The 17731-nt window shown below is 46.0% G+C and carries 14 protein-coding genes; 13 read left to right on the top strand and 1 reads right to left on the bottom strand.

Features of this window, described 5'->3' with window-relative positions:
* The coding region (locus GPL15_RS19800; RefSeq protein ID WP_215700406.1) for a hypothetical protein at window positions 1-223 on the top strand (223 nt) is incomplete at its 5' end.
* A 53-nt stretch (window positions 224-276) separates the two neighbouring features.
* Here GPL15_RS19800 and GPL15_RS27795 read toward each other — a convergent pair.
* The gene (locus tag GPL15_RS27795) at window positions 277-399 is read right to left on the bottom strand and encodes a hypothetical protein (protein WP_275950512.1); all 123 of its coding nucleotides are present in this window, start codon (window positions 397-399) and stop codon (window positions 277-279) included.
* 119 nt (window positions 400-518) lie between these two features.
* Here GPL15_RS27795 and GPL15_RS19795 point away from each other — a divergent pair, with 119 nt between their 5' ends.
* The 12 genes from GPL15_RS19795 to dnaB all read left to right on the top strand — a co-directional run bounded on the left by GPL15_RS19795 (window position 519) and on the right by dnaB (window position 17571).
* Window positions 519-2261: a histidine kinase gene (locus GPL15_RS19795; protein ID WP_215700405.1), complete on the top strand. Its 1743-nt coding sequence runs from the start codon at window positions 519-521 to the stop codon at window positions 2259-2261.
* Window positions 2239-3828, top strand: a complete 1590-nt coding sequence (locus GPL15_RS19790) for a helix-turn-helix domain-containing protein (RefSeq protein WP_215700404.1) — start codon at window positions 2239-2241, stop codon at window positions 3826-3828. Before GPL15_RS19795 ends, GPL15_RS19790 begins: the two co-directional genes overlap by 23 nt.
* Window positions 3829-3837: 9 nt before the next feature.
* Window positions 3838-5304 carry an ABC transporter substrate-binding protein gene (locus GPL15_RS19785; RefSeq protein WP_215700403.1) on the top strand — a complete coding sequence of 489 codons (1467 nt, stop codon included), beginning with the start codon at window positions 3838-3840 and terminating at the stop codon, window positions 5302-5304.
* 258 nt (window positions 5305-5562) lie between these two features.
* Complete coding sequence (locus tag GPL15_RS19780; protein ID WP_215700402.1) at window positions 5563-7071, top strand: sugar ABC transporter ATP-binding protein; 1509 nt, start codon at window positions 5563-5565, stop codon at window positions 7069-7071.
* Window positions 7072-7082: 11 nt separating this feature from the next.
* Window positions 7083-8039 (top strand): ABC transporter permease, encoded by a 957-nt coding sequence (locus GPL15_RS19775; protein ID WP_215700401.1) that lies wholly within the window; start codon window positions 7083-7085, stop codon window positions 8037-8039.
* A 31-nt stretch (window positions 8040-8070) separates the two neighbouring features.
* Window positions 8071-9381: a hypothetical protein gene (locus GPL15_RS19770; RefSeq protein WP_215700400.1), complete on the top strand. Its 1311-nt coding sequence runs from the start codon at window positions 8071-8073 to the stop codon at window positions 9379-9381.
* 13 nt (window positions 9382-9394) lie between these two features.
* Window positions 9395-10438, top strand: coding sequence for an ABC transporter permease (locus GPL15_RS19765; RefSeq protein ID WP_215700399.1), 1044 nt, complete (start codon window positions 9395-9397; stop codon window positions 10436-10438).
* Between the two features lie 11 nt (window positions 10439-10449).
* A complete protein-coding gene (locus GPL15_RS19760; protein WP_215700398.1) occupies window positions 10450-11934 on the top strand; it encodes a sulfatase-like hydrolase/transferase in 1485 nt (494 codons plus the stop codon).
* Window positions 11935-11963: 29 nt separating this feature from the next.
* A complete protein-coding gene (locus tag GPL15_RS19755; RefSeq protein ID WP_215700397.1) occupies window positions 11964-13565 on the top strand; it encodes a sulfatase-like hydrolase/transferase in 1602 nt (533 codons plus the stop codon).
* Window positions 13566-13717: 152 nt separating this feature from the next.
* Window positions 13718-15769: a DHH family phosphoesterase gene (locus GPL15_RS19750; RefSeq protein ID WP_215700396.1), complete on the top strand. Its 2052-nt coding sequence runs from the start codon at window positions 13718-13720 to the stop codon at window positions 15767-15769.
* A gap of 3 nt (window positions 15770-15772) precedes the next feature.
* Window positions 15773-16219, top strand: coding sequence for a 50S ribosomal protein L9 (gene rplI / locus GPL15_RS19745; RefSeq protein ID WP_215700395.1), 447 nt, complete (start codon window positions 15773-15775; stop codon window positions 16217-16219).
* 14 nt (window positions 16220-16233) lie between these two features.
* Window positions 16234-17571 (top strand): replicative DNA helicase, encoded by a 1338-nt coding sequence (gene dnaB / locus GPL15_RS19740; RefSeq protein WP_215700394.1) that lies wholly within the window; start codon window positions 16234-16236, stop codon window positions 17569-17571.
* Window positions 17572-17731: the final 160 nt, after the last annotated feature.

Genomic DNA, 17731 nt, shown 5'->3' with positions numbered 1-17731 from the left:
TGAAGCCATTTTCGAAAATGCCTTCACCCTTTATGTCACCCTTTATGTTAAATTTGCTTTTAATTACTTTAGCCAGAGAACACCAGCAGGAAAGCGGGACGAGGGGACGGACTGGATGTTTGGATGGGGGCGGGCCCAGGAGAATCCTTCGGGGATGAAAGCCATCTGGAAACCGTTAGTGAAAGTTAGGTTCCAGGGATGGAAAAAGACGGGCAGAAACTGAAAACCAAATCAGTTTCTGAGATGCCCACTGAACGGTAAAGTCCCATAAAGAGTTTACCGTTCAGTGGGCATCGGACCGTCTTTTTCCATCCCTGGAGCCTTAGTTTCACTTACGGTTGGAAGCAGGCTTTCATCCCCGACGGATTCCGCTCCCCAGGGCCGCCTCCAAACATCCAATCCCGCCTCCGCCCCCTCATCCCGCTTTCCTGCGTTACGTTCACGAATTAACCCCCAATTTTACACGTCCGGTTGCGCCACTTGGCTGGGTTCGATATAATAGTGTTATGGAGAAAAATATGGAAAAAACAACATCTGCGAAGAAAACTCTTATAAAGGGTCTGGCTATTTTACTGATTCCTCTTGCGTTGGTTTTAGGAATCAGTACGTATTATTCATTCGATAAATTACAGGAAACGGTTTATATATCTGTACAGAATTCCCTGAGGCTGATGGTGAATGACATGAACAGGCAGATGGACGGCGTGGGACGCTATCTTAATGAACTGGCCTTAAACAATACATATATTCATCAGTTAAGCAGGGGAACGGGAGAGGAAACAACCGATGAACTTAACCGGTATGAGGTCTACTGTAATATTAAAGAACGTATGAACTACTATGATAACCTGACTGCGGTATATCTCTATACGGCTGAAGGAAATGTGACCCTGTCCTGTATCAACAGGCTCAACTATATTACAAAAAATGAAAAAGTAAATTTGTGGCTTCATATGGACCGCTATTTTCAGGAGATGATAGAGAACGAAAAAATGAACGGAAAAGGATGGGAGGCAGTCACTGTCGACGGCCGCCGTTATTTCTGCAAAGCGGTTGAAAACCAGGGGATTTGGCTGGCTGCATTGTTTGATGCGGAACATATGGCGGATATTTCTCCTAAATACAATGAAATGAATGGAATATTGACCTTTTTTCAGGGCGATGTGCCCCAGTGCAGGTTAGACCAGTTGAACGAAGAACATATCACATGGGAAATGCTGTCCCATGGGAAGAAAAGGATACAGGGGGCAAAAGAGGCTTATTGGGCGGCCTCTGAACCCCTTCAGGATTTTACTGTGGTATATTTAGTTCCCCATAATGGAAGCGATTCCCGTATGCCGCTGCTGCCTTTTCTGTTGGTGGCTTTAGTCTGGGGCTTTGTAATCTTTATTCTCTGTGCATATAAACTTTTGAAAAAGAATTACTTTAAACCTATGGATATGCTGATTACAATGATGGATGACATCGGTTCCGGGCGGTTGGAAATGGGAACGCCATCCGCTTTTTCACATACGGAATTCAGAAAACTGGATGATACATTTAATCATATGATTGAGCAGATCAGAGATTTGAAAATCAGTTCCTATGAGAAGGAACTGGAGATGAAACAGATTCAGCTGGTTTCTCTTCAGAATCAGATCCGGCCCCATTTTTATCTTAATTGTCTTAAAAATTTATATGCCCTGTTGGAACGAAAGCGGTATGGGGAGGCGCAGGAAAATATTCTGCTGCTTTCCAGACATTTCCGTTACGTATTTTCCATACAGGATTCTGAAGTAAAGCTGGAACAGGAGATTATGTACTGCCAGAATTATGTAAAGCTGTTTTCCTCCAGTTACTCGCAGAATATGCGGTGTGAAACCGATATTATGCCGGATGCATTGGAATACAAGGTGCCTTCCATCAGTCTTTTAACCTTTGTGGAAAATTCTGTTAAATATGCCGGATGTCCGGACAGGATGTTAAAAATACAGATTAAAGTGAAACTTTTGCAGATTGAGTCAAGCAGAATTTTAAGCGTTTCAGTAGCGGACAACGGAGAGGGCTTTCGGCAGGAACTGATGGAGAAGCTTAACCAGGGAATTGTGGAGGCTGATTATGACGGCGGTGTGGGAATTGGCAATGTGCTCCACCGGTGCCGCCTTCTTTATGGGGACCGGTTCAGTTATGGCTTCTATAATGAGGATGGAGCTGTAGTGGATCTGTTTTTTGAAATACAGGGAGAGGAGGAAGAAAAATATGACCTTGCTGGTAGTGGATGATCAAAGGGAGGTAGTGGGCAGTATTCTGCACAGTGTGGATTGGGTGAAGATGGGATTTACGCTGACATTGGCCGCGTTTTCTGCGAAACAGGCCAAAGAATTGCTGAACAGATATCAGGTCGATATTATTTTATGCGATGTGGAGATGCCCGATGAAGACGGACTGTCCCTGCTTCAATGGACCAGGAAAATGGAGCACCCGCCTGCATTTCTTATCCTTTCCTCTCATGCGGAGTTTGACTACGCAAAAAGAGCTCTTCAGATGGGAGCACAGAACTATATTCTGCAGCCGGCATCCAGCGTAGAATTGGAAAATGCGGTACAAAAGGTGATCGATGATCTGAAACTGCGGCATGACGCAGACAGATATAAAAATATCGGAAAGTATTTTGACCGGCACAAAGTAAATCTGGTATCCAATTTCCTGACCTATATTATCAGAAATGACGACATAAGAAGCAAAGAGCTCATTGTCGGAAATCATGCCGAACTGGTAAATTCCGGTTATTTTCCAGATGACCGGAAGCAATGCTGGCTGGGGATTATTCAGGTAATACGCTGGACCAGCAGTGAGCCGTGGGAGCCGGGACTTTTATGGTCTTCTATGAGCAATGTGATCGGAGAGATATTGGAGGGGTATCAGTACAGCTTTTTGATGAGTCAGATAGAAACATATCAGTTTGCCATAATGGTTTGGAATCAGGGGGAAGAGTCCTGTGATCCTGAAAGTATCCAGAGGCAGCTGTCCCTTTTCTTACAGGTGTGCCGCGATTATCTGGGGTGTGATGCGGCAGTTTATGCAAAGCAGGCAGAGAACTGGAAAAACATAAGCCGGATATACAGGCAGTTGGAAGGACTGAAGCAGGATAATGTGGTTATGGCGTCAGGTATTTTTATGGAGGAAATTGTATCGAAGCGGCAAAAGGCAGCTATCAGTGGTTTCCAGTGGGAGAGATGGGCACGGCAGCTCTCGGAAGGTTATGGGCAGCAGGTGGAAAATGAATTTTGCAGTTTGCTGGATGGATTGGTGGCAAAAGGCGGTCTGAATGCCGAACAATTGAAGTATATTTATGCTGATTTTCTTCATTTGATCTATCAGGCAGATACAAAATCCCGGGATATGGTGAAACTCCTTTTAAATACAAAAGATGGATACAACAATTATATTAACGGCATGAAGTCCATTGAAACCATGAAGAAGCTGGCTCACAGTATGATTGCCCTTTTTGATCACAAAGAACCGGAGTTAAATGCCGTCGATGTTGTGTCTCAGGTGGAGAAATATGTAAAATCTCATCAGGATGAGGAGATCCACCGGCACCAAATTGCGGAATATGTTCACCTGAGCCCGGATTATCTGAACCGGATCTTTAAAAAGGAAACCGGATATTCTCTTAAAGAGTACATTATACGACATAAGATGGAAGCCGCCAGATATCTGCTGACGACTACGAATCTTCCTATTGGAATCATAGCTGCTAAGGTAGGGTATTATAATTTTTCTCATTTTTCACAGACATATAAAAAAGTATTTGATGAACTGCCCAGAACGATACGGAAAAGGTGAGGAGACAGGATGGGAAGAGCTGGTGGAAGGTGCAGGAGAATGGGAAAACAACGGATATTTTTATTGGCGGCGGTTATGTTTATGAGCGGATGTTCCAAGCCTCCGTCTGTCCGGCCGAATCTGCCTGAGATAGAGGTCCAATGCCTGTCAGAGGCGGATGAGGAATCGAAAAGAAGGATTGAGGCGGCGGTCAGCGAGATAACAAAAGAATATGGTTTTACAGTGAAATTTGATACCCTGTCTTTAGAACATCTCCCCCAGGAGGTCAGCCAAAGGGTGCTGGATGATAATCTTCCTGATGTGATGCTGTTATATGGCAATGCTCTGTTCGTGAAACTGATCAGCAATCAGGTGCTGGCGCCGGTTGACCAGTTGTCCGCACCCTATCCGGAACTTCAGAACTATATGAAAGGAATACGGCTGGAGGGCATGCCGGAGGAGGTATATTATTCTTTTGATGGAAACAACGAATCGGTATTCCGGATGGGGTTTGCCATGCGGCAGGATATATGCCGGGAGCTGGGAATTAAAGCGGAAGAGGTGAATTCATTAGATGAACTGCATCAGGCTCTGCTAAAGGTAAAAAAGGCTTACCCGGACATGATTTTAGTAGCTTCTCATGATGGCAAGCTCCATACCACTCTGGGGCAGGAAGCTTTGGGAGATAATCTTGGCGTCCTTCTTCCGGGGCAGACAGATGCCAGGGTAACGGACTTCTTTTCCAGCGGGTATTTTTATGATATTTGCAGTCAGATGCATCAATGGTATGGGGAAGGGCTGATTTTACAGAATGCTGTTTACAGTCATATTAAAAGGACTGAGTTCGTTTCCAGCGGCAATGCATTCGGATATTTTCTTCAGGTTAACAGTATGACGCCTGTGGATGCGAATATGAACTGCGGAAGAGAAATGGAGCTGGCAGTTTTTTCGAAAGCCAGTTTGAATAACGTTAATTCCCAGTTGAACTGGTGTATTTCAGCCACAAGTCTTCATAAAAAAGAGGCTGTAAAGTTTCTGCAGCTGCTTTTTACCGATCCTGAGATTGGCGGACTGTGTCAGTTTGGACAGGAAGGAATTGATTATATACGTCTTGATGGAGGACGCATTATGAACATAACCCAGGATAAAAGCAAGAGATGGTTTACTGCTGGCTGGGGATGGCCAAACCGGAAGAGCCTCCCTGTCTTGGTTCACAGCAAAAATAGCAGCGCAGCCTATGGGGAAACTGAAAACGAAGACGTTATGGTCTCACCGGCCTATGGATTTTATTTTGATCCTGAAAAGGTCCAGGTTCAGGAGGATCTCTGCACTGCTGTTTATGATAAATATTATTGGCTTCTGGTTTCCGGCATGCTGGATCCGGACGTGGGGATTCCCCTGTTTTTGGAAGAGCTGAATGCAAACGGTTATCAGGATATTTTAAAGGAAAAACAGCGGCAGCTGGATATCTGGCTGGAAACCGGAAGAAAAGAATAACCCGCAGGTTATAATAAATCAAAAAGGGCTACGAGGTATTTTTATACGCCTCGGGGCCCTTTTTGTCTTATGATAACCTGCGGACTGTTTTTAAGACACACTCTGATATGGAAAAGCGGAATTTTAATAATGATGTCTGAATTGTGACATTGAAGCCGCTCCGACAAGTCGATTTACTGACAAAGGTGGTCTGGTAACCTTCACTTTACATAAGTATCGTCTGCTAAAATAAATATAGATTAACAAAGGAGGGTGACTATGCCTAAAGAAGGTGAAATCCTGTTGGAAGTAACGGATATGTGCAAGAATTTCGGCGAAACACGGGCTCTCAGGGGCGTGGCGTTTCAGGCAAAGGCCGGAGAAATCCGGGGGCTTATCGGGGAAAACGGAAGCGGGAAGTCGACGTTAACTTCGATAATAGCCGGGATGCAGCCGGCGACCAGCGGAACCATGAGCTATCATGGAAAACCGTGGAAACCATCCAGCGTACTGGAAGGATTAAAGGCTGGAATCGGTATGGTGGTTCAGGAGACCGGGACATTAAGTGATATCACAGTGGCGGAAAACTTGTTTTTGGGTGAATACGGTCAGTTTAAATCCCATACGGTTATCAACCAGAAAAAGATGCAGGAGGCGGCAAAAAGGGCGCTTTCCCTGGTAGGGCTTGACCATGTAAACCCCGCCAGGCCTTTGCGGCTTTTGGACATGCAGACCAGAAAACTGATTGAGATGGCCAGGGTGATGAATCATAATCCTGACATATTGATTGTGGACGAGACAACGACTGCTTTAGGGCAGAGCGGCCGTGAAATTCTGTATCGGGTTATGCATGATATGGCGGCCAGAGGACACAGCGTTATTATTGTAAGCCATGATTTAGAGGAAATGATGGAGCATTGTGACACATTGACAATTCTGCGGGACGGTGAGATCATCGATAATCTGACCCGGGAACAATATGAAGCAAATCTGATCAAACGATTGATGGTAGGCCGCGAAATTAAAGGAAACTACTACCGCGTGGATATGGATGGCTATGAGGACAAGGTAGTGCTGAAAGCGGATTACATATCCACTTTGGAGGAACTGCTCTGTGTAAAGATGGAGCTTCATAAGGGGGAAATTTTAGGAATTGGGGGCTTATCGGACTGCGGAATGCACACTTTGGGCCACGCTCTGTATGGGCTGGAAGAAGTATTGGACGGAGAAGTGATGCTGCCTGAAAAGGGAATCAAGATAACTGACGCAAGGACTGCCTATCAAAACAAGATGGGCTATGTATCCAAAGACAGAGATAACGAATCTCTGGAGCAGAACGCTTCTGTTTTTGCAAATATAGCGTCTACCGGGTACAAAGTAAACCGGTGGTTCGGGCCATTTATTTCAAGAAAAAAGGAATCGGAGTATGTGGAAAAACAGATCAGAGGACTGTTAATCAAATGTTCCGATCCCTACCAGCAGGTGAAAACTCTTTCAGGTGGAAATAAGCAGAAGGTAGTTTTTGGAAAATGGGTGGCTTATGATTCTGATATTCTGATTTTGGACTGCCCCACCAGAGGCGTGGATGTGGGTGTGAAAGCTGCAATGTACCAATTGATCTATGATATGAAAAAGCTGGGAAAATCCATTGTCATGATCAGTGAGGAGATGCCGGAACTGATCGGTATGAGCGACCGGATCCTGATTATGAAAGATGGAAAAATGAACGGTGAATTTTTCAGAAAAGATGGATTCCACGAACACGATTTAATTGAATGTATGATATAGGAGGGCAGGAGATGGAACGGATGAAAAAACTTTTGCATCACAGATATATGGCTATGGCGGTTCCCTTTATCATGCTGGCTGCTGCGTCCTTGTTGTTTGGAACCCTGACTGGAGGAAGCTTTCTGACAGCTAAAAATTTGAACTCCATATTTGAACAGGGTCTTGTGGTGGCAGTCTGCGCAATGGGAATTGCATTTATTTATACCACCGGAAATGTTGATATGTCCGTGGGGGCGATCATCATGCTATCCGGTATTATAGGCGGAAAGATATTTCTGGCCACCGGTTCGGTCCTGCTGCTGTTTCTGTCGGCCTTTGCCTGCGCGGCGGTTATGCAGTTTTTAAATGGTTTAATCAGCACCATACTTGGCCTGAGAACCATGGTAGCGGCTATCTTAATGACACAGATTTATAATGCGGTAAGCCAGCAGGTTTTAGGCGCCACATTTATCAACATCTATAAAGCGGTAAAAGGCGTGGCATCCGGCAGTTTCAGGTATGTATTATTTACGGGGCTCTTCATTATATTCATAGCCATATATCACGGCACTTCAATCGGCCGGTCGCTGCGTTTTATCGGAGGAAATGAACGGTGCGCCAAGGCGGTGGGCATGGATAAGAAGATTATGATCAGAATCAGTTATATATTCGCTGCGATTGCGGTTGGAATGGCTTCCGTATTCAGCCTGATCCGCACCGGCAATGTTACGGCAACTCCCAATAATATGGGCAGTGATATTATGCTGGCCACGGTCCTTGGCGGTATGTCCATATTCGGCGGCTATAAGTCCAATGTATATTCCGGCGTCATAGGCGCATTTACAGTGATTGTGCTCAGTAACGGCCTCCTGATGCTTGGTGTGGATGCGAGTGTAATCCAGGGAGTAAAGGGAGTGATCTTTCTGGCAGTGGTATATCTGAACAGCGACAGGGAAGATCTGCTTCCTCACAGGAACCAATTTACATAAAGAAAATAAAATGAGACGGAGGAAAATAATAATGAAGAATTTGAAAAAGGCGTTGGCAGTTATTCTCAGCGGTGCAGTCATGCTGACTTCGGCAGCCTGTTCAGGCGGCGAAACGACGACGGCAAAGGCGGCGGTACAGGCTGCGCAGACATCCGATACACAGACCACAGGCGCACCGGCATTCTCCGGCATGACAAAAGAAGAAGCTGATGCAGCGGAAACCATTAAAATAGGCGTTGCTATAGCCAGCATGAATGCAGAATATCTCGGTGTACAGGATTTTTTGGACAATTATGTAGGTTCTATGTATAATGTGGAGTTCATGTATTCGGAATCGGTTCTGGACCTGGAAGATGAGGTGGCATTTCTTGAAAACTGTGTGGCAAGCGGCTGTAAGGGATTTATGAGTTTTTTGAGTTATGACTGCGAACAGATTGCGGACCGCTGCGCACAAAACGGGATGTATTATGTGGCGAATGTGCAGTATAAAGAGGAAGAATATCCGGATTTATTTGCTAATGAAGCGTTTGCAGGTACTGCCGGGGTAGGAAATGCGGGAAAAGCTGAAAAATACATTATCGCTATCAATGATTTCATTTCTGATGGGGAAGAACATGGAATTCTGATCTGTTCCGCTCTGGCTCCGCAGGGAAATGAACAGCATACGGAATGCGGTGTCGCAGTACTGGAGGCCATAGCGGACGCTTATGATCTGACCTATGAAACCTCTGATTTGACATCTGTTATCCAGTCCCCCGCGACGGTAGACGTGAAGAATGATAAGAACATAAATGTGACTGTATATCCTGGAATTCCCAAATATGACGGATGGCTCAGCGGCTTCTCTACCTTGCTGATGAGTGAAAAATACGATATCGTAATCAATTCAACCACAATGTATACTGAGTTATTTACCATTATCGGAGACGCGGAGGCAGCCATGAAAAAGGATATTAAGGTGGCTTCCATGGCAGTAGTGGGTTCTGACCTTAAAAATGCCATGGGTGATCCCGATAACCTGCTTCTCAATGCGGCTGTCATAAAACCAGGTACCTGGGTGCCGGGAACCATGTTTGCGCTTCTGTATAACGCGTGTACCGGTTATCTTTTAAGAACGCCGGAAAACAATGGGATCAGGGTGCTTGCCAATTCCTGGCTGGCAATGACTACAGAAGAGATGCTGGCAACCGAGCGTCTGGATAAGATTGGCGACAACAGCAGCTGGGTTATGCAAAAGGAAGACTTGGAAAAAATGACGGGAGTGACCAATCCGGAACTTACGGCAGACAGCTTTAAAGAAATTTATGAAAATTGTGATTTGGCGGATATTGTCAGCCGGTAAAGGAATGGTGGGTATGAAAAAAGATAAGTATTTTGTTCTGAAAAATTTCCTGTTTACTATGGCAATACCGATAATTGTGTATTGCGTCATGGAAGTGATCTGCCGCTGGGGCTATGGATCGCACTTAATCAATAATTCAGTAGACTTAAAGAATCTGGCCAGGCCATGGATTTACGCATTTTGTTTTGCCGTAGGGGTATCTTTGAACTTCTTTTGCGGACGCTTTGATTTCTCAGCAGGCGCGCAGATGCTGTTCGCCGTGGTGATAGGAGGAAATCTGGGACTTAAAATATCTAATGTTACGGGAATTAACGCAGGGGCCTGTGTACTGGTTTTCTCTGCTCTGACAGGAGCTGTTGTGGGTTGTGTGGTCGGAATCCTTTTTACCAGGCTCCGCATCCTCCCTATGACGTATGGCCTGGGAATGGCTATGATTCTGGAATGCGGTGCATTTCAATTGTCCAATGCCAATGGATTAAGCCTGTTAAATGTAAAGGGGGCTGAAAGCCTGTCAAATCTGGTATTTATTGTCGTTACCTTTGCAGTGGTAATTGCAGTGATGACCTATCTTTTTAATTATACTACGTTTGGATATGAATGGAGAGCGATTAAAGGCAACCAGCGGATTGCGTGGAACAGTGGAATTAACATTTTTAAAAACTGTGCTCTGGCTTATACCATATTTGGCCTGATGGCAGGGATCGCAGGCCCCTTCGATGCGGCGTTTAAAGGGGCTGTCACAGTTTCCATGGATTTGGGTACAGTCGCCTTGATTTCTAAAAACCTGTTCCCGCTTCTTTTGGGAATGTTTATCGGGCGCTGGAGCAATATGGTAGTCGGTATTTTTGCCGCATCCCTGTCTATCAACATATTAGCGCTGGGCCTGTCAAAAATGGGGATTTCCCAGAGTTCCCAGACGCTTGTAACTTACCTGCTTTTTGTCGCATTTTTAATCTACAACAACAGCAGTTCATCGATTGCTTTAAAGAGAAAAAAGCGTGAAAGGGCTGAATTGGCAAGAAAAACAAGAATGTGTTTAACTGCCTCAGGACAGTAAGGAGAAAAATTATGAGAGAGAAACCGGATATACTGCTATTTATGTCGGATCAGCATTCCGCCTGCCAGATGAGTCATGCCGGAGGAATTGCCGATACCCCTAATATGGATGAACTGGCCCGCAGCGGGGTGAATTTTACAGATACATACACCAGCTGTCCAATCTGCGTTCCTGCCAGAATGTCTTTTTTAAGCGGAACGCTTCCTTCTAAAACAGGAATTTTAACAAATAATGATACCCTGCCGGATACAATCCCGACATTTCTGCACACTCTGTGTTCGGAAGGATATGAAACAGTTCTGATTGGGAGAATGCATTTTATCGGGGAAAATCAGTATCATGGATTTACCAGACACCTGGCAGGCGATATGACGCCCACAACCTGGACACGTCCGGTGGAGAGAATTGCGCAGGAGAGAGGGGTTATGCGGATGGGTTACGCATACATGGGAGCTTTAAATGTTATGGGAGCCGGAGAAAGTCCGGTTCTCCATTACGATGACCATGTGATCCGTACAGCTCTTGAATATTTGTCAGAACCCCATGATAAGCCGCAGTTTATCCTTGTGGGAACGTTCGGGCCCCATTTCCCATACGTGGCGCCGCCCGAATTATACTGGAAATATAAGGCGAAAATTCAAAAGCTGGAACCGCCGGAACAATTTAACGAATCTAAACCCTATATTGAGAACAACATTTTTTTGAAAGACAGACAGATGGGAGCCGATGAAGAAGAAGCGCTGCAGGCCAGGGCGGCATACTGTGCCCTGGTAGAACGGACCGACAGCCAGATGGGGGAAGTGAAAAAGGCTTTTAAGGACTATACAGAGCAAATGGGACATTCATACATATTCGGATATACCAGTGACCATGGTGATATGAACGGAATGCTGGGGATGTATGGAAAAGAAACATTTTTCGATCCTTCGGTACGAATACCTTTTATGCTGGAAGGTGAGGAGATTCCGACCGGAAAATGTATCGGCCGCCCTGTCAGCATCATGGATATAGGGGCTACGCTGTGCGGGTTTGCCGGAACAACGTTTGAAGCCCCGGACGGCGTCAGTCTGGTTCCGCTGATCAGGAATGAACCATTTGAAAACCGCCTGGTGTACAGCCAGATATGGGAGCATCTGAATTTTATAAAATATCCTGATGATTCCAGAAATACCTATGGAGTTATGGTAATAAAAGATAATTATAAATTCATAACCTATGACGGATGCGGGACGGACATGCTTTTCGACAGGAAGGCAGACCCTTATGAGAGAGAGAATCTGGCAGAAAAGATGCCTGAACTGGCAAATGAATTAAAAGCGGAAGCTCTGGCCTGTGCAGACCCGTGTGAAGTGGCAAAAATCCAGGCTGTTAAAAAGCGGAATGCGGCGCTGTTTTCCAAATGTGAACAGGCAAGCGGAAGAATGGAAGCTTTGGATAATAAATACCGCTGGCATGGCAACCCGCCTTCAGCCAGGGAAATGCCTGCCGCAAAGTAGAAAACAAAGAAATAATGAAAGGCACTGATATGAGGAAAAGACCACATATTATTATATTTAATCCTGACGAGATGCGTTATGACACCATGGGCCATATGGGAAATCCGGCGGCGGTAACTCCGTTTTTAGACGAATTTGCGGCCGGAGAGGCAGTATCATTCCGCAGGGCTTTCTGCCAGAACACGGTTTGTGTGCCAAGCAGATGCAGCTTTTTTACGGGTCTCTATCCGCATGTCCACGGACACCGTACCATGAATTATCTTCTGCGTCCGGGAGAGGATAACCTGTTTTCAGAATTGAAAAAAGAGGGTTATCATATCTGGATGAATGACAGGAACGATCTTTTTGCCGGACAGATTGCGGGATGGGCAAAAAGCAATGCGGATGAGATTTTTTATGGTGGAAATGTTCCTAAGGCACCGGAACCGGTAAAGCCGGAACATTTTGGCGGCGGAAAAGAGGATCTTTATTCTCACTATGGGGGAAAATTAGGGTTAGATGAAAATGGGAGAAACTATAATCCTGACGATGAGGCAGTGGATGCGGCAATTGCAAGGATTAAAAGCTATAAGGGAGACCAGCCGCTGTGCATATTTTTAGGGCTGATGTATCCCCATGTACCCTATCAGACAGAGGAACCGTATTACTCCGCAATTGACCGGTCAAAACTCCCTGAAAGGATAAAACCTGAGGAGTGTTCCGGTAAGGCTGAAATGCTGGGACAGATACGGAAATACCAGGATATGGACCATTTTACAGAGGAAGACTGGGATGAGATAAGAGCTGTTTATCTGGGAATGTGTTCTAAGGTGGACGCTCAGTTTAGGCGGCTGTGCGACGGACTGAAGCAGGCGGGAATTTATAACGACAGCGCTGTTTTCTTTTTCAGCGATCACGGAGATTTTACAGGTGATTACGGAGTTACGGAAAAAGCCCAAAGTACCATGGAGGATTGCCTGACCAGAGTGCCGCTGTTGATAAAGCCGCCTGAATGGGAGAAGGTGGATTCCGGGATAACCGATTCACTGGTGGAATTGGTGGACTTTTATGCGACTGCGGCGGATTACTGTCAAATTATGCCTAAAAGAACTCATTTTGGACGCAGCCTTCGTCCCGTTATCGAGAACAGGAGCAAAAAAGTGAGGGAGTATGTGGTCTGTGAAGGAGGGCGTCTCCCGGAGGAAGAACATTGTGATGAGTATCATGCCGCCGTTCCATCCGAGAATTTTGTATATTGGCCTAAAATGATGGCTCAGACGGATGGTTTCGCTCATGCCAAGGCAGCAATGATACGGAGCGCTGAGTATAAATTTATCAGCCGGATCACAGGAGAAGATGAATTTTATGATTTGAAAAATGATCCTGGAGAGAGAATCAACCATATCAGTAATCCGGAGTATGCTGCCGAAATCAACAGTATGAGAACAGAGATGCTGAGATGGTATCAGAAAACCTGTGACGTGGTGCCCTATGAATATGACCGCCGGTTTACTGACGATATGCTATGGGCGAAGGTGAAGAATATCTGTCCGCCGGACCGGGAAAGCCAGGTGAAAGAGATGATAAAACAGGGAATTGATATAGGAAAATTACTCCAGTATGTGAAGGGACTGGAGCAGGGGGATAAGTAATATGATTTTAGAGGTTCAGTCCGTGGCTGTTATGCTGTGGTTTGAACCTCTATTTTTTCAGTAAAGCTACAAACCATAGACGAAAAACGGCAGATATGCTATAATCATATGATAGGCGAAATATGCTTAATCTTTTAGAAGAGGAGATAGCCATGAAAGAAAAGGTTAAGGTGAAGGGGCAATTGGGGATCTATATGCAGTGGCCCTTAATATTGTCTGCTTTACTGATAATAGCAAATCTGCTGATTGGCGCGGTTGATACGGTGGCCGGCCTTGTGATGTGCGGATTTACGGTGATTTATCTTCTGATTGCCCTATGGCTGTATTTCTATAAGAGAAGAAGAATGATGGCAGGTTTGGTGGAATTTTCCGCTGATTATGCATGGATTCAAAAACAACTGCTCACCGAGATGAATGTGCCATATGCGGTGGCCGACGAGAGCGGAAAAATTCTATGGATGAACAAGGCGTTCCAGGAGTTAACTGGGACGGAGAAGAATTCCAGAAGGAGTTTGATGTCCGTATTTCCCGAAGTGACCCGAGAAATCTTTCCTCAGGAAGAAGAAGGGGCCAGTGTTCACGTTTGTCTGGGGGACCGGAATTACAGAGTAGATTTAAAACAGGTCCTGGTAGAAGAAAACAGCAGCAGGGAAGCGGAAGAAACTCTGGGAGCGGAGAACTGCCAGCAGAAACTTTATGCCGTTTATCTGTTTGACGAAACTGAGATTCTGAAGTATAAACAGGAGATCACCAATCAGAAGATGGTGGCGGGCCTCATTTATCTGGATAATTACGAAGAGGCGCTGGAAAGTGTGGAAGAAGTCAGGAGATCCCTTCTGATGGCCCTTATTGACCGTAAGATCAGCAAGTATATTGCGGGTATGAACGGCGTTGTCAAGAAACTGGAAAAGGATAAATATTTCTTTGCCATAAAACAGCAGTATGTGAGCGGAATCCAGGAAAGCCGTTTTTCCATCCTGGAAGATGTGAAGACAGTGAATATAGGAAATGAGATGTCGGTTACACTGAGCATCGGTCTGGGCATGAATGGGGAAACCTATTCCCAGAATTATGATTTTTCCAGAATGGCCATAGATATGGCGTTAGGACGGGGAGGAGATCAGGCCGTTGTCAAGGACGGCGAGAAGATTCTCTATTATGGAGGCAAGTCCCAGCAGTTGGAAAAGACCACCAGGGTTAAGGCCAGAGTTAAGGCCCATGCGCTCCGGGAGCTGCTGGAAACCAAGGACCGCCTGCTCATCATGGGCCACCAGAGAGCGGATATCGATTCCTTTGGCGCGGCAGTGGGCATTTACCGGATTGCTACATCGCTTAACAAAAAGGCACATATTGTCATCAATGAAGTGACGTCCTCCGTCAGGCCGATGATGGACCGTTTTATCGGCAATGGGGATTATCCGGATGATCTGTTCCTCAATGGGGCCAGGGCTGCGGAATTGGTGGATAACAACACCATTCTTGTGGTTGTGGATGTCAACCGGCCCAGCATTGCCGATGCGCCGGAACTTCTGCACATGGTAAAAGGAATTGTGGTTTTGGATCATCACCGTCAGAGCAGCGAGATCATAGATAATGCGGTATTGTCCTATGTGGAGCCGTATGCGTCGTCAACTTGTGAGATGGTTGCGGAGATTTTACAGTACATTGCGGACGGCATTAAGATCAAGTCCGCGGAAGCAGACGCCATGTATGCCGGAATCGTTATTGATACCAATAATTTTACCAACCAGACCGGTGTGAGGACATTTGAAGCGGCCGCTTATTTAAGAAGGAGCGGCGCCGATATTACGAGAGTTCGCAAACTGTTCCGTGATGATATGGCCGATTATAAAGCAAAAGCGGAAGCGGTCAGAAGGGCGGAGGTTTTTGAAGGAGCATTTGCAATCAGCGAATGTCCGTCCGGAGACGTGACCAGCCCGACCATAGTGGCGGCCCAGGCGGCCAATGAACTGCTGGGAATCATAGGAATTAAGGCATCCGTTGTGCTGGCAGAGTATAACGGAACCGTATACATCAGTGCGCGGTCCATTGACGAGGTCAATGTGCAGGTGATGATGGAACAGTTAGGAGGCGGCGGGCACAGGACAATTGCCGGGGCCCAGTTAAAAGGCGCCACCATCGAAGAAGCCAAGGAACGCGTCAAGGCGGTCATCAAAGAGATGCTAGAGAAGGGAGATATATAAGCAATGCAGGTTGTATTATTAGAAGATGTAAAATCATTAGGAAAAAAGGGACAGGTGGTAAATGTCAACGACGGTTATGCGAGGAATTTTATCCTCCCCAAGAAACTGGGAATGGAGGCAACACCGAAAAACCTGAATGATTTAAAATTACAGAAAGCCAATGCTGAAAAAGTTGCGGCGGAACAGTTGGCGGCAGCAAAAGAACTGGCTGAAAGGATTGGAAAATCCTCCATCACCGTATCGATCAAGGCCGGAGAAGGCGGAAGGGCATTCGGTTCCGTTTCAGGAAAAGAGATTTCGGCGGCGGTTGCCAGCCAGTTGAATTTGAATATTGATAAGAAAAAACTGGTTCTTCCTGAACCGCTTAAAACATTCGGCACCCATGAAGTGGGCATTAAACTCCATAAAGATGTAACCGCAAAACTGGCTGTTAAAGTTGTTGAAGCTTAGGGAGGAAGGATACTATGGATGAAGCGCTGATTAAGCGGGTGCTTCCTCACAGCATTGAAGCGGAACAGTCTGTGATCGGTTCCATGCTGATGGATAAAGAAGCGATTATTGCCGCCTCTGAAATCGTTATGGGCAGCGATTTTTACCAGCATCAATATGGCGTGATGTTCGAATCCATGGTAGAGCTGTTTAATGAAGGGATGCCGGTGGATCTGGTAACCCTGCAGAACCGTTTGAAGGAAAAGGATGTTCCGCCGGAAGTCAGCAGCCTGGATTTTGTAAGAGATATTATTACCATGGTTCCGACGTCGGCGAATGTCAGATCCTATGCGAATATTGTAAAAGAGAAATCAGTTTTAAGAAAGCTGATTAAGGTAAATGAAGAGATTGCCAATACCTGTTATGCCGGAAAGGAAAGCCTGGAAGACATTCTGGCACAGACGGAAAAATCCGTTTTTGACCTGCTTCAGAGCCGGAATGCGTCAGGAGAATTCGTCCCGATCCGCCAGGTGGCGTTAAATGTTTTGGAAAAAATCGAGCAGGCGTCCAAAACCCAGGGAACGGTTACCGGTATACCGACCGGATTTATCGACCTGGATTATAAAACATCCGGTATGCAGCCATCGGATTTTGTTCTGATTGCAGCCCGTCCCTCCATGGGAAAGACTGCGTTTGTATTGAATCTGGTGGATCATGTTGCGGTAAAAAAAGGAATCCCCTGTATGGTATTCAGTCTGGAGATGTCCAAGGAGCAGCTTGTCAACCGTATGCTGTCCATGGAAACCAACGTGGATTCTCAGAAACTCAGAACCGGTTCCCTGACGGATTCCGACTGGGATGCGGTAGTGGAGGGAATCGGCGTGATCGGAAGATCCAAACTGATCATAGATGATACTCCCGGTATTTCCATTACGGAACTGCGTTCCAAATGCAGAAAGATGAAGCTGGAGTACGGCCTGAACATGGTAATCATCGATTACCTTCAGTTGATGTCAGGGTCAGGCAAAACAGGCGAGAACCGGCAGCAGGAGGTTTCCGAAATCTCCCGTTCTCTCAAAGCTTTAGCCAGAGAGTTAAGTGCGCCAGTGATTGCGCTTTCACAGTTAAGCCGTGCCTGCGAAACCAGGCAGGATCACAGGCCCATGCTTTCCGACCTTCGTGAATCCGGTTCCATCGAGCAGGATGCCGACGTGGTAATGTTCCTATACCGTGATGATTATTATAACAAAGACACAGAAAATCCCAATGTGGCCGAGGTTATCATAGCAAAACAGAGAAACGGCCCTATTGGTACGGTCAACCTTCTGTGGAGACCGGAATACACGAAATTCGCGAATATTGCGAAGCAGTAGAATCTTTATTTAACATATTGGCGGGGGTAACGCCATGAATCCTGGAAATGGGGACGGACGGGGGCGGAGGCCTGCTTGGCGGTTTGACGCCGGGCGGAGCGGAATCCGTTGGCGATGAAAACCGGCTTCCAACCGTAAGTGAAACTAAGGCTCCAGGGAC

Origin of the sequence: Clostridium sp. MCC353, from assembly GCF_018785315.1 — a bacterium.
Classification (GTDB): Bacteria; Bacillota; Clostridia; order Lachnospirales; family Lachnospiraceae; genus CHH4-2.
This window is presented reverse-complemented; position numbering and strand designations above follow the sequence as displayed.